This is a genomic window from Burkholderia sp. SIMBA_062 (assembly GCF_046534765.1).
Lineage (GTDB): Bacteria > Pseudomonadota > Gammaproteobacteria > Burkholderiales > Burkholderiaceae > Burkholderia > Burkholderia ambifaria.
Genome location: NZ_JAWRYD010000011.1, coordinates 1 through 13,883, shown reverse-complemented (window position 1 = coordinate 13,883; position 13,883 = coordinate 1). Strand labels below are relative to the sequence as shown.

At 65.0% G+C, this 13,883-nt stretch carries 11 protein-coding genes and 1 rRNA gene; 1 reads left to right on the top strand and 11 read right to left on the bottom strand.

The window, feature by feature from the left end:
• The 7 genes from SB786_RS13875 to coq7 form a co-directional block, all read right to left on the bottom strand.
• Positions 1-1,407, bottom strand: coding sequence for a UDP-N-acetylmuramoyl-tripeptide--D-alanyl-D-alanine ligase (locus tag SB786_RS13875; protein WP_410727949.1), 1,407 nt, complete (start codon positions 1,405-1,407; stop codon positions 1-3).
• Positions 1,404-2,942, bottom strand: coding sequence for a UDP-N-acetylmuramoyl-L-alanyl-D-glutamate--2,6-diaminopimelate ligase (locus tag SB786_RS13870; RefSeq protein ID WP_410727948.1), 1,539 nt, complete (start codon positions 2,940-2,942; stop codon positions 1,404-1,406). Before SB786_RS13870 ends, SB786_RS13875 begins: the two co-directional genes overlap by 4 nt.
• The gene (locus SB786_RS13865; protein WP_006756812.1) at positions 2,939-4,786 is read right to left on the bottom strand and encodes a peptidoglycan D,D-transpeptidase FtsI family protein; all 1,848 of its coding nucleotides are present in this window, start codon (positions 4,784-4,786) and stop codon (positions 2,939-2,941) included. The genes SB786_RS13870 and SB786_RS13865 overlap by 4 nt, the downstream gene beginning before the upstream one ends.
• A complete protein-coding gene (gene ftsL, locus SB786_RS13860) occupies positions 4,783-5,124 on the bottom strand; it encodes a cell division protein FtsL (protein WP_011655887.1) in 342 nt (113 codons plus the stop codon). Before ftsL ends, SB786_RS13865 begins: the two co-directional genes overlap by 4 nt.
• Positions 5,121-6,062, bottom strand: coding sequence for a 16S rRNA (cytosine(1402)-N(4))-methyltransferase RsmH (rsmH, locus tag SB786_RS13855; protein WP_410727947.1), 942 nt, complete (start codon positions 6,060-6,062; stop codon positions 5,121-5,123). Before rsmH ends, ftsL begins: the two co-directional genes overlap by 4 nt.
• Positions 6,063-6,085: 23 nt before the next feature.
• Positions 6,086-6,514 carry a division/cell wall cluster transcriptional repressor MraZ gene (mraZ, locus tag SB786_RS13850; RefSeq protein WP_006400450.1) on the bottom strand — a complete coding sequence of 143 codons (429 nt, stop codon included), beginning with the start codon at positions 6,512-6,514 and terminating at the stop codon, positions 6,086-6,088.
• A gap of 387 nt (positions 6,515-6,901) precedes the next feature.
• On the bottom strand, positions 6,902-7,528 hold the full coding sequence (coq7, locus tag SB786_RS13845; RefSeq protein ID WP_410727946.1) for a 2-polyprenyl-3-methyl-6-methoxy-1,4-benzoquinone monooxygenase: 627 nt from the start codon (positions 7,526-7,528) through the stop codon (positions 6,902-6,904).
• 277 nt (positions 7,529-7,805) lie between these two features.
• On the opposite strand from coq7, the gene SB786_RS13840 reads away from it, so the two are divergent.
• Positions 7,806-8,963 carry a porin gene (locus SB786_RS13840; RefSeq protein WP_410727945.1) on the top strand — a complete coding sequence of 386 codons (1,158 nt, stop codon included), beginning with the start codon at positions 7,806-7,808 and terminating at the stop codon, positions 8,961-8,963.
• Here the strand turns inward: SB786_RS13840 and SB786_RS13835 are convergent.
• The 4 genes from SB786_RS13835 to rrf form a co-directional block, all read right to left on the bottom strand.
• Positions 8,951-9,148 carry a hypothetical protein gene (locus tag SB786_RS13835; protein WP_410727944.1) on the bottom strand — a complete coding sequence of 66 codons (198 nt, stop codon included), beginning with the start codon at positions 9,146-9,148 and terminating at the stop codon, positions 8,951-8,953. The genes SB786_RS13840 and SB786_RS13835 overlap by 13 nt on opposite strands.
• Before the next feature lie 152 nt (positions 9,149-9,300).
• Entirely contained in the window at positions 9,301-10,974 is a 1,674-nt protein-coding gene (locus tag SB786_RS13830) for a long-chain fatty acid--CoA ligase (RefSeq protein WP_410727943.1), read from the bottom strand.
• Positions 10,975-11,110: 136 nt separating this feature from the next.
• Positions 11,111-13,186 carry a molybdopterin-dependent oxidoreductase gene (locus SB786_RS13825; protein ID WP_410727942.1) on the bottom strand — a complete coding sequence of 692 codons (2,076 nt, stop codon included), beginning with the start codon at positions 13,184-13,186 and terminating at the stop codon, positions 11,111-11,113.
• Between the two features lie 332 nt (positions 13,187-13,518).
• A 5S ribosomal RNA gene (gene rrf / locus SB786_RS13820) occupies positions 13,519-13,631 on the bottom strand.
• Positions 13,632-13,883 lie beyond the last annotated feature (252 nt).

Sequence of the window (13,883 nt, the reverse complement as noted above, 5' to 3'; positions counted from 1 at the left end):
TCAGTGTGCGGCGGGCACGGTGCCCGCTGCGGGTTGGTTCGTCAGCGCGTCGACCACGCGCTCCATCTTCATGTACCGCGAGCCCTTCACGAGCACCGTCGCCTGCGCGCCGTAGCCCGCCGCGAGCAGCGCCGCCACCAGCGCGCCGACATCGCCGAAATGGCGTGCCGTGTCGCCGTATGCCATGCACGCGTCGCGCGACGCGTCGCCGAGCGCAAACAGCGCATCGATGCCGCGCTCGCGCGCATACGCGCCGATCTCGCGGTGGAATGCCGGGCCTTCGTCGCCGACCTCGCCCATGTCGCCGATCACCAGCACGCGCGGCGCCGGTTGCGCGGCCAGCACGTCGATCGCCGCGCGCATCGAGTCCGGGTTCGCGTTGTAGGTGTCATCGACGACCGTCGCGCCCGCGAGGCTGCCGACGTCCGCCTGCCGGACCTGCAGACGACCCTTGACCGGCTCGAACGATTCGAGGCCCTGCTTGATCGCGGCCAGCTCGATGCCGGCCGCGAGCGCCGCCGCCGCCGCGGCCAATGCGTTGCGTGCGTTGTGCTCGCCGAGCGCGCGCAGCCGCACCGTCACCGCGCCCGACGGCGTGTCGATCGCAAGCTCGCCGCCGTGCAGACGGCCCGTGACCTGCGCTTCGACCTGCCGTTCGGCATCGTGCAGCGCGAAATCGACGATCGGGTTGCCGGTCGCCGCGACGCGCCAGATACCCGCGTACGCATCGTCGGCCGGGAACACCGCTACGCCGTCCGGCGTCAGCGCGTGGATCACGGCCGCGTGCTCGAGCGCAACGGCTTCGACCGTCGCCATGAATTCCTGGTGCTCGCGCTGCGCGTTGTTGACGAGCGCGACGGTCGGCGCGGTGAGGCGCGCGAGGACTTCGGTTTCGCCCGGGTGGTTCATGCCGATCTCGATCACCGCGAGACGATGCGCGGCCGACAGGCGCAGCAGCGTCAGCGGCAGGCCGACATCGTTGTTCAGGTTGCCGGCCGTCGCCAGTCGCGCGTCGGCGCCGACTGCCGCCGCGAAGATCGACGCGATCATTTCCTTGACGGTCGTCTTGCCGTTGCTGCCCGTCACCGCGACGAGCGGCACCGCGAAGCGCTTGCGCCAGCCGTGCGCGAGCGCGCCGAGCGCGGCACGCGTTTCACCGCCCTCGACGACCGGTATCGCGAGACCCGCCGGCACGTGCGCGACGAGGGCCGCGGCAGCGCCACGCGCGGCCACGTCGCCAAGGAAGTCGTGCGCGTCGAAGCGGTCGCCCTTCAGCGCGACGAACAAGTCGCCCGGGCCGGCCGTGCGGCTGTCCGTCGACACGCGCTCGAACGTCGTGTCCGGATCGCCGTGGACAGTGGCGCCGGGAATCAGGCGGGCGGCTTCGCCGAGACTGAGCATCGTCATTCGCCGCCTCCCTTGCCGTGCGTCGCGCGTGCCGCGAGCGCGAGCCGTGCGTGATCCTGATCGGAGAATGCGCGCTTCTTGCCCATGATTTCCTGCGTCGCCTCGTGACCCTTGCCGGCCAGCACGACGACATCCTCGCGGGCGGCGCCGCGCACGGCCTGCAGGATCGCGCTTGCGCGATCCTCGATACGGCGCGCGTGATCGGGCGCCGTCATGCCCGCGATGACCTGGTCGATGATGCGCTGCGGATCTTCGCTGCGCGGGTTGTCGCTCGTGACGACGACTTCGTCCGCGAGCCGCTCGGCGATCGCGCCCATCAGCGGGCGCTTCGTCGCATCGCGATCGCCGCCGCAGCCGAACATGCACACGAGCCGGCCGCCGCGCGCGGCCGCGATCGGGCGCAATGCGTCGAGCGTCTTCTCGAGTGCATCGGGCGTATGCGCATAGTCGATCACGACCAGCGGTTCGTCGTTCTGCAGCCGGCCGCCCAGGCGCTGCATGCGGCCATTGACGGACTCGAGCCGTGCGATCTCCGCGACCGCCGCGTCGAACGGCACGTCGGCCGCGAGCAGCGAGCCGAGCACCGCGAGCAGGTTGCTGACGTTGAACGCGCCGAGCGTGCCGACCTCGACGTGCGCGTCGCCCCACGACGAACGCAGGCGAAACGCCGTGCCCGTGGCGGTGGCGCGCACGTCGAGCGCGACCAGCTCGCGATCGGCGTCGGGCGCTTGCGCGTCGCCGATCCCGTATGCGATCGTGCGCACGCGGCCGGCCAGCTTCTCGAGCAGGCGGCGGCCGGCTGCGTCGTCGCGATTGACGACCGCCGCGCGCAGGCCGCGCCACGCGAACAGCTTCGCCTTCGCGGCTTCGTACGCGTCGAACGTGCCGTGATAGTCGAGGTGATCCTGGGTGAGATTCGTGAAAACGGCGATGTCGAATGCTGTGCCGTTCACGCGGCCCTGATGCAGCGCATGCGACGACACTTCCATCGCGACGGCCTTCGCGCCCGCTTCGTTCAGCTGCGCGAGGCTGCGCTGCAGCTGCGGCGCGTCCGGCGTCGTGAAGCCGGTCGGTACCAGATGCCCTTGCATGCCGCTGCCGAGCGTGCCGATCACCGCGCACGGCTGGTGCAGCGCCGTCAGCGCGGCGGCGATCCATTGCGTGCACGACGTCTTGCCGTTCGTGCCGGTCACGCCGATCGCGAGGAGGCTGTCGCTCGGGTCGCCGTACCAGCCGCTGGCAATCTCGCCGGCCAGTTGGTCGAGCGCCGGCACAGCGAGTGCGACGGGCACGGGCGGCGCGGCCGCGAGGCCTTCCGGCTGATACAGCACGGCGGCCGCGCCACGGGCGACGGCATCGGCAATGAAGGCGCGATTGTCCGCCCCGTCGACCGCATAGCCGAGAAACACGTCGCCGGCCTGCAGGCTGCGCGTGTCGGCATGCAGTTGCGCCGCGGGGGCCACATGCTGGCGCAGCCACGCAAGCGCGGCTGCGATCTGCTGATGCGCCGGATGGGAACTGCGAGCGGCGCTCATCGAACAACTCCTGGTGAATTACGTGTCGTGCTGGATACGATCATATGCTTCGCACCACTGCCCGCGGCGAGCTTTTGCGGACCCGGCTTGGCAGGCGCGCCCGGCGCGTCGGCGGATACGACCAGCTGCTTGATCGGCATGTTCGGCGGCACGTTCAGCGCGCGCATCGTATCGCCGGCGATCGCCGAAAATACGGGGCCCGACACCTGTCCGCCGAAGTGGCTGCCGGCGGTCGGTTCGTCGACCGACACCGCAACGACGATGCGCGGATTCGGCATCGGCGCCATCCCGACGAACGACGCGCGGTACTTGCGCGTGTAGCCGTGGCCTTCATGCTTGTACGCGGTACCGCTCTTGCCGCCGACGCGATAGCCGGGCACCGCTGCGTCCGGCGACGTACCGCCCGGCGCGACCACGGTCTCGAGCATCGTGCGCACTTCGCGCGCGGTGGTCGGCGTGAAGACCTGCGTGCCGGTGATCTGCTGGTTGGGGTCGGTCTTGAAAATGGTGACCGGCATCATCTCGCCGTCGTGCGCGATCGCGGTGTACGCGCGCGCCAGCTGGAACAGCGACACCGACAAGCCGTAGCCATACGACATCGTCGCCTGCTCGATGCGGCGCCAGCTCTTCCACGGACGCAGGCGGCCGGCCGCGGCGCCGGGGAAGCCGACCTTCGGCGCCTGGCCGAGGCCGATACTCGTATACATATTCCACATTTCCTCGGGCCGCATCGTCATCGCGATCTTCGTCGCGCCGATGTTGCTCGACTTCTGGATCACGCCGCCGACGGTCAGCGTGCCGAAGCCCGCATCGTCGGTGATCGGCGCGCCGTCGAGCACGAAGTGGCCGTTGCCCGTCTCGACGAGCGTGTTCGGCGTCACGCGATGCAGGTCGAGCGCGAGCGACACCGTGAACGGCTTCATGATCGAGCCCGGCTCGAACACGTCGGTGAGGATCCGGTTGCGCAGCTGCTCGCCCGTCAGGCGCGTACGGTCGTTCGGGTTGTAGGTCGGATAGTTGACCAGCGCGAGCACCTCGCCGGTGCGCACGTCGACGACCATCGCCGCGCCGGCCTTCGCCTTGAACTTCTCGACGGCGGCCTTCAGGTTCGCATAGGCGATGTACTGGATCTTGCTGTCGATCGACAGGCCGACGTCCGTCCCGTTGTGCGGGGGAATCTGTTCGGCGACGTCCTCGACGATGTGCCCCAGCCGGTCCTTGATCACGCGGCGCACGCCGGACGTGCCGGACAGCATCTTCTGGTCGCCGAGCTCGACGCCTTCCTGACCTTCGTCCTCGACGTTCGTGAAGCCGATCAGGTGCGCGGTGATCTCGCCTTCCGGATAAAAGCGCTTGTACTCGTTGCGCTGATAGATACCGGGGATATCGAGCGCGGCGACCTTGTCCGCGACGTCGATCGGCACCTGCCGCTTCACGTAGACGAAACCCTTGTCTTCCGACAGCTTCACGCGCAGTTCCTTCGGCGTCATGCCGAGGAGCTTGCCGAGCTGGTTGATCTTGTCCGCGCCGAGATCGTCCGGCACGGCGTCCGGAATCGCCCAGATCGCGCGCACGGGCAGACTCGTCGCGAGCACGAGCCCGTTACGGTCGAGGATCTTGCCGCGCGTGGCGGGCAGCTCGAGCGTGCGCTGATAGCGGCTTTCGCCCTGCTTCTGATAGAAGGCGTTGCCGGGCCCCTGGATCCAGAACGCCCGCGCGGCGAGCGCGACGAACGCCATGAACAGCATGAACACGACGAGTTTCGAGCGCCACATCGGCAGGTGCACGCCGAGCACGGGGCTCGACGAAAATTTCACGTCCTGGCGCTTTTGCGACGGCTTCATCGCGCGCCTCCGTGGCCCTTGGCGGCCGCGTCGGCCGACGCGGGAATCGGCGCGTCGATCGCCTTCACGGCGCCCGGCGGCAGCGTCAGGTATTGGGTGCGGCCCGTCGTGATCGGCTGCATCTTCAGCGAATCGTTCGCGAGCTGCTCGATGCGCGATGTCTTCGACAGCGCGCTCTGCTGATATTGAAGCTGCGCATAGTCCTGCTGGAGTTGCCGCTCCTGCGATTGCGCGCGCTGCAGCTGGATGAAGATCTGGCGCTGCTGGTTCGTCGAGTTGACGACCGACAGCGCGCAGCCCATCACGATGATCAGCAGGAAGATATTGAAGCGGCTCATGGCGTGACGCGCTCCGCGATGCGCATCACGGCCGACCGGGCGCGCGGATTCGCGACGACTTCCGCTTCGCTCGGGAATTGACGGCTGATTATCTTGAGCGGCGGGCTCGGGAGGTCGACGGCACGGATCGGCAGGCGACGATCGACCGCGGGCGCACTCGCGTGCGCCTGCATGAATCGCTTGACGATCCGGTCCTCGAGTGAATGAAAGCTGATGACCACCAGCCGCCCCCCTTGATCCAGCAACGACAATGCCGCGTCTAGTACGACTTGCAGGTCCGCAAGCTCTTGATTGACGTGAATCCGTATAGCCTGAAAGGTGCGGGTTGCCGGATCCTTGCCCTTCTCACGGGTTTTGACGACGTGACCCACGATTTGGGCAAGCTCGCCCGTGGTGTCGAGAGGCCCAAGACGGTCGGACTCTGCCCGGCGAGCAACAAGCGCCTTTGCAATCTGAAAAGCAAACCGTTCTTCCCCATAATCCCGTATCACCTCCGTCAATTCCTGCACCGAAGCCCGCGCGAGCCACTCGGCCGCCGACTCCCCACGCGTCGGATCCATTCGCATGTCCAGCGGACCATCGGCGCGAAAGCTGAAGCCGCGCGCCGGATCGTCCACCTGCGGCGAAGACACGCCCAGGTCCAGCAACACACCCGACACCTTCTCGATACCGCGCGCCGCAAGCGCGTCGCGCATCGATGCAAAGCTGTCATGCACGATCGAGAAGCGCGCATCCTCGATGCGCTGCGCCGTCTCGATCGCCCTCGGATCCTTGTCGAACGCGATCAGCCGGCCGGCCTCCGCCAGCCGCGCGAGCACCGCGCGGCTATGACCGCCGCGCCCGAACGTGCCGTCGACATAAATGCCGTCCGGCCGCGTCACGAGCGACTCGACTGCCTCGTCCAACAGCACGGTCCGATGCTGCAATTCATTTCCCATCGCGGGCGTCTCCGTCACCGCAATCAGAACGTAAAGTTCTTCAGCGCATCGGGCATGCCCTGCGCCATCGCTGCCTGCTCCTTCGCGATGTAGGTCTGCGAATCCCACAGCTCGAAGTGACTACCCATTCCCAACAACATGACTTCCTTTTCCAGTCCGGCTGCCATCCGCAGCTCGGGCGATACGAGAATCCGGCCCGCGCTGTCGAGATCGACATCCATCGCGTTGCCGAGAAAAATCCGCCGCCACCAATGGGCGTCCATCGGCAGCGCGGCGATCTTGGCGCGGAATACTTCCCATTCGGGGCGCGGAAACAGCAACAGGCAGCCGTCCGGGTGCTTGGTCACAGTCACCCGTCCTTCTGCCTGTCCTTGCAGCGCTTCGCGATAGCGAGCCGGCACCGACATCCGCCCTTTCGCATCGAGCGTCAGCGCCGACGCCCCTTGGAACACTTTCCGCTCTCCCGTTCAAGGCACCGAAGCACCCGCCCAACGCTCAAGAATTTAGCCGGAATAGCCCGCCAAATCACACAAAAATACACTTTCTCACACTGTCTCCCACTTTAGAGGAAGGGTTTGGCACGGTCAAGGGAGCGGCCCGGTTTTTTGACGAATTTTGTTAGTTAGAACAAGGACTTACGCGCACATGCTCATGCCACCCCTCATTCCAAAAACCGTTATAAATGAATGGGCTAGGGCAGCTTGTGAAGGTGATACGTGAGAAAGGCGGGCCAGACTGGCGTGCGGACGGGACTTTCGGGGGCGGGAAAACGCGGAAAAAACGGGCGGTATCGGGATCGGCGGACCGGAGCGGCGTCGTGCGTCGCCCCGGCCCGGATTTCACAGATAGTACGCTGTGCTCGTCATGACTTTCGACGCGGCGCGCATCAGCATCCGCGCGGGCAGCGGCAGTTCGATCCCGCCGGCGTCGGTCGCGGCCTTGCCGTGCTTCACCTCGTCGAGCCGCATCTGCTCGACGATCGCGCGCGACGCCGTGTCGGTGGCCGGCAGCTCGGAAAGGTGCCCGTCGAGATGGCTCTCGACCTGGCGCTCCGTCTCCGCCATGAAGCCGAGGCTGACCTTGTCGCCCAGCGTGCCGGCCGCGACGCCGATCGCGAGCGCGCCGGCATACCACAGCGGGTTGAGCAGGCTCGGACGCGAATCGAGTTCCTTCAGCCGATGCGCGGTCCACGCGAGGTGGTCCTCCTCCTCGCGTGCGGCTTCCTCGAACATCGCCTTCGACGACGACGAGCGCGCGGTCAGCTTCTGCGCCTGATAAAGCGCCTGCGCACAGACCTCGCCGACGTGGTTCACGCGCATCAGTCCGGCGGCATGCGCGCGCTCCGCGGGCGTCAGCTCGCCGGCGGTCGGCTCCGTCGGCACCGGCACCGGGCGGCTCATCCGGCTAATGCCGGTCAGCGATCGCAAGCCGCGATCGAATTCGCTGATCAGTTCATCCAACACCATCCTGTTCTCCTGGCTGCGTGTGCCGTCGCGGGCGGCAAAGGCACGTGCTCCGCTGCGTAACCGACTTGATTATTCAGCGGAAATTGCGGTTAACCCGTGATTTTAACCATTGTTGCATAAAGGAAACATGGCGACCTTGAGCGACGGCATTTCGCTTTGTCCGAAAAATCGGTTTTGCTACATTACGTGCGACTTCTTGCGAAGTTGATGGGGCCCGTCAACACAACATAACTATCCGCCCCGCCAAAAAAATTCAGTGATTCTTGGAGATCCGTTAATGAAAAAGTCGCTTCTCGCGCTCGTCGCGCTGGGCGCGTTCGCTGGCGCAGCTCATGCGCAAAGCAGCGTGACGCTTTACGGCATCATCGATGAAGGTTTCATCTTCAACAACAACGCGAAGGGCGGCCATCTGTACGGTCTGTCGAGCGGCGTGATGCAAGGCAGCCGCTTCGGCCTGCGCGGCACCGAAGATCTGGGCAGCGGCCTGAAGGCGATCTTCGTGCTCGAGAACGGTTTTGACGTCAACTCCGGCAAGCTCGGCCAGGGCGGCCTGATGTTCGGCCGCCAGGCTTACGTCGGCCTGTCGAGCCAGTTCGGTACGGTCACGCTGGGTCGTCAGTACGACTCCGTCGTCGACTTCGTCGGCCCGCTCGAAGCCGGCGACCAGTGGGGTGGCTACATCGCCGCTCACCCGGGCGACCTCGACAACTTCAACAACGCGTACCGTGTGAACAACGCGGTCAAGTACACGAGCCCGACCTACGGCGGCTTCTCGTTCGGCGGCATGTACAGCTTCGGCGGTCAGGCCGGCCAGTTCTCGAAGAACCAGGTGTGGTCGCTCGGCGCCGGTTACAACAACGGCCCGCTGGTGTTGGGCGTCGGCTACTTGAACGCACGCACGCCGGCAAACTTCGGCGGCATGTTCAACACCGGCGCGTCGGCTGCAGCCACGGCCGTGTCGTCGCCGGTCTACGGCGCGTATGCGAACAGCGCGAACACGTACCAGGTGATCGGTGCGGGCGGTGCGTATACGTTCGGCGCGGCGACGATCGGCGCGACGTACTCGAACACGAAGTTCAAGGGCTTCTCGGTTGGTCCGTTCGTGAACCAGACCGCGACGTTCAACAACGGCGAAATCAACTTCAAGTATCAGCTGACCCCGGCGCTGATCGTCGGCGCCGCGTATGACTATACGCAAGGCAGCAAGATCGACGGCAACTCGGCAGCCAAGTACCACCAGGGCTCGCTGGGCGTCGACTACTTCCTGTCGAAGCGCACGGACGTCTACGTGATCGGCGTGTACCAGCATGCATCGGGCAACGCGCTCGATGCGGCAGGCAACGTCGTTCAGGCACATGCTTCGATCAACGGCCTCGACCCGTCGAGCACCAGCAACCAGGTCGCAGCCCGCGTCGGCATCCGTCACAAGTTCTGATCAGCTTGCCTGACAAGCCGCAGCATATTAAAGGCGCCTTCGGGCGCCTTTTTCTTTTGGGCGCCGGGAAGCGAAGCAGTGAACGGCACGGTCGCAGCACACCGCATTGACTGCAACGGGCCGTTCGCGGGCTTCATCGGCGCGCCGGCCTTGGCCGATTGCTCGCGGAATGCACCGAGCACCATCCGACGCGCTTGAGGCATTCCATCGGCTGAGACGCATCCGGTCGAACGCGCGCGCCGTTCCAGCGATTGCCGCATCGGTGCGCCGCAGCCGCGACGCCGGCATCACAAACAAAAAACCCGGCACAGGGCGGGCTCGTTGTTCGACTTCGGTGTTACGCGCGTCCGTCGCGCAATTCGCGCCGCAGGATCTTGCCGACGTTCGTCTTCGGCAGCTCCGTGCGGAACTCGACGAGTTTCGGCCGCTTGTAGCCGGTGAGCCGCTCCTTGCAGTACGCGAGGATGTCCTTGTCGGTAAGCGCCGGATCCTTCTTCACGACGAACAGCTTCACGGCTTCGCCCGAGTGCTCGTCCGGCACACCGACCGCCGCCACCTCGAACACGCCCGGGTGGGACGCCACCACGTCCTCGACCTCGTTCGGATACACGTTGAAGCCGGATACCAGGATCATGTCCTTCTTCCGGTCGACGATCTTCACGTAACCGCGCGCGTCCATCACGCCCACGTCGCCGGTCTTGAAGAAACCGTCCGGGAACATGACCTTCGCGGTTTCATCCGGACGGTTCCAGTAGCCGGCCATGACCTGCGGTCCGCGGATGCAGATTTCGCCCGGCTCGCCGAGCGCGACGTCGGCGCCGGCATCGTCGCGAATGGCAATCTCGGTCGATGGCAGCGGCAGGCCGATCGTTCCGCTGTACTCGGTCGCCGTCACGGGATTGCAGGTGGCAACCGGCGACGTTTCGGACAGGCCATACCCTTCGACGATCGCCGTCTGGGTCTTCTCATACCAGCGCTTCGCGACGCCTTCCTGGATCGCCATGCCGCCACCGTTGGCGATCGCGAGCTTCGACAGGTCGAGCTGGTTGAATTCGGGATGGTTCAGCAGCGCGTTGTACAGCGTGTTGACGGCCGGGATCGTCGAGATCTGGTAGCCCTTCAGCTCCTTGATCATGCCGCCGATGTCGCGCGGGTTCGGAATCAGGATACCCATGCCGCCGGTGCGCATCGTCAGGAACCCGCAGACCGTCAGCGCAAACACGTGATAGAGCGGCAGCGCGACGACCGTCACGAACTGCTTCACGTCGGGGTACTTCTCGTGCGCGGGATGGTGCCACGCGCCGGCCTGCAGCACGTTCGACACGATGTTCCGGTGCAGCAGCGTCGCGCCCTTCGCGACACCCGTCGTGCCGCCCGTGTACTGGAGGAACGCGACGTCGTCGGGGCCGAGCTTCTGCGGCTTGAAGGTCTGGCGCGCGCCTTCCGACAGCGCGGCCTTGAAGCGGGTGAACGACGGAAGCTGCCAGGCCGGCACCATCTTCTTCACGTTGCGCACGACGTAATTGACCAGCCAGCCCTTGATGCCCAGCAGGTCGCCCATCGACGCGACCACGACATGCTTGACTGCGGTATTGGCGATGACGGCCTGCAACGTCGACGCGAAGTTCTCGAGGATGACGATCGCCTCCGCGCCGCTGTCCTTCAGCTGATGTTCGAGCTCGCGCGGCGTATAGAGCGGGTTGACGTTGACGACGGTATAGCCCGCGCGCAGCACCGCGACGATCGCCACCGGATACTGCAGCACGTTCGGCATCATCAGCGCCACGCGCGCGCCGCGCGTCAGACCGCGCGACTGCAGCCACGCGCCGAACTGGCGCGACAGCGCATCGAGCTCGCCGTACGTGATGCTCTTGCCCATGCAGACGAACGCCTTGCGGTCGCGATACTGCCTGAAGCTTTCGTCGAGGAGATCCGGAATGGAAGGATACGGGGACGCGTCAATTTCGGCTGGAACGCCGGGTGGGTACGATTTCAGCCAAATTTTGTCCATACTCCGCGTCTCCTCACAGATTTTCGAATGGTCGTGCTAAAAGGCATCGTAGCGGCTCGCCGGTCCCGAGACAACAGGGTTAGATGCCCACTTCCAACTTGGGAATGATTTCGTCTGATCATATCGCGAATTTCGGTCAAATCCGCTCAACTTCGACGAGACAATCGTAAAACGTCGCCGAGTTGCCGAGATCGGTCAGCGCCTGGCTCGTCACTTCGTTCGCGTTGCGCCCATCCGCCGATAATTTCTTCCACCAGATCGACAGCCCGACGACGAGCCCTTCCCGCGCGCGATCGGTCACTCTCGCGACTGCTTGCATCGAGCCGCGGTCGTTGAAGATACGCACGACATCGCCCTCCCGGATGCCGCGCGCATCGGCGTCGGCGGGGTGCAAGTCGAGGTGCGGCTGGCGTTCCGTGCTGCGCAGGCTGTCCACGTTGACGAACGTGCTGTTCAGGAAGTGCCGGGCCGGCGGCGAAATCATTGCGAGCGGATAGCGGGCGGCGAGTTCGGGCGCGGCCTCCGCCGATTCGAACGGCGGCAGGTAATCGGGCACCGGGGCCATGCCCATCTGTTCGAGTCGCGCGCTATAGAACTCGCATTTGCCGGACGGCGTACGGAAGCCGCCATTCGCGAAAGGCGCGTCGGCCACCTTCAGCTTCAGCCAGCCGGCACGCTTCAGCGTATCCCAATTGCTGTCGAGCGCCGGGTCGTCCCAACGGAGCGCGGCCTGCGCGACCTCTTCATCGCTGTGGAAAAGCGCGGGCTCGTCGAGCCCCATGCTGCGGGCAATGCCACGAAAGATTTCGGTGTTCGGGCGCGCGTCGCCGACCGGCGGAATCGCCGGCAAATTCGCCATCACATAGGTGTGGCCGTACGACTTGTGGACGTCGAGATGCTCGAGCTGGGTCGTGGCCGGCAACACAATGTCGGCGAAATCGGCCGTATCGGTCTTGAAGTGCTCGAGAACGACCGTGAACAGATCTTCGCGCGCGAACCCCGCGGCCACTTTCGACGAGTCGGGGGCGACCGCGACCGGATTCGAATTGTAGACAATCACCGCTTCGACCTTCGGCCCGAAAGCGGCGTCGCCGGGATTCAGCAATGCGTCGCCGATCGTGTTCATGTTGATGATGCGCGGCAGCTTGTGCGGCCAGCCGGGCATCAGATCGGGGCGCAGCAGCGCCGCCTGATTGACCGGCGCCGATTCCGACGACGACAGCAGCAGGCCTCCTGCCCGGTCGCGCCACGCGCCCGTCAGCGCAGGCAGGCTCGCGACCGCGCGCACGGCATTGCCGCCGCCGCGGACGCGCTGCATGCCGTAATTGAGCCGGATCGCTGCCTTGCGGGTCGCACCGTAACGACGTGCGAGTTCGATCAGCTCCGACGCTTCGATGCCGCAGATCCGGGCGACACGTTCCGGCGGATAGGACAGGGCTCGCGCCTTAAGTGCATCGAAGCCGAGCGTATGACGCGCGATGTAGTCGTGATCGAGCAGATCTTCGGTAATCAGCACATGCATCATCCCGAGCGCGAACGCACCATCGGTGCCCGGTTTCAAAGCGATGTGCTGGTGACATTTCTCCGCCGTCAGCGAGCGGTACGGATCGATCGCAACCAGACGGGCGCCGCGACGCTTGGCTTCCTGCGCGCGGGTCCAGAAATGCAGGCTCGATGCGATGGGATTGGCGCCCCAGATCAGGATCAGCTCGCTTTCCTCGAAATGCTCGAGATGCATGCCGACGTTGCCGCCGTACGTATAGCGCAGCCCGGCCGCGCCGGCCGCGGAGCAAATTGCCCGCTCGAGCCGCGACGCGCCGAGTTTGTGGAAGAACCGCTGCGCAATGCCTTCGCCCTGCACGAGCCCCATCGTTCCCGCATAGCTGTACGGCATGATCGCCTCGGGCGCGCGGGCGGCGATTTCACCGAGGCGGCGACCAATCTCGTCGAGCGCTTCGCTCCAGCTGATCGGCGCGAAACGCCCTTCTCCCTTCGCACCGATGCGCTTGAGCGGAACGGTAAGACGGTCCGGATGATGAACGCGGTCCGCATATCGGCTGACTTTCGTACACAACACGCCTTGCGTGGGCGGATGGTCGGGATCGCCCGTGACCTTGATCGCCCGGCCGTTTTCGACGGTCACGCGCATTGCGCACGTGTCCGGACAATCGTGCGGGCATACAGCCCGAGCTATCTGAGTGGCGGCGTTCATCATTGCGGATGCAACTCGGTGAAGAGGATTCGCAAATTTTACGTGGACGGGCCGAATAAGACGTCGATTCGCACGAATTTCCCGTCTATTTTGGCGAAAAGCAGTAACGGAGGGATGGTGAATATCGACGGTGGACCGGCTTCGAACGGTCGGTGCGGCGGTACGGGTGTAGATGCAACCCTGATGCCGGCTTCACTGCGCCGACACGGATCGCAAGTTTGATCGGAGATAGAGACGAATAGGCCAGTGCACCGATCTGGATCCATCGCTCTTTTTCCGCCGCGCCAATGCAAAAACCCCCGCCTTTCGGGCGGGGGTTTCTGGCTTAGGGAGCCTGACGATTACCTACTTTCACACGGGAATCCGCACTATCATCGGCGTAGAGTCGTTTCACGGTCCTGTTCGGGATGGGAAGGGGTGGGACCGACTCGCTATGGTCATCAGGCAAAGGGGGTTGTCACGTTGCTTCGCAACGCGACCAATCTGGGAAGAAGCAGTAATTTTGAGTTGGGTTGTGAGCTGTATCTCACACGTACGCGGTACTTCAACCGTCGTACGTCGAGTGCCTTGCACTCGACGCTCGATGTCCGTAAGCGCTAAAGCGCTAACGGGCATCGAGACAGACTTGTTATAGGATCAAGCCTTACGGGCAATTAGTATCAGTTAGCTGAACGCATTACTGCGCTTACACACCTGA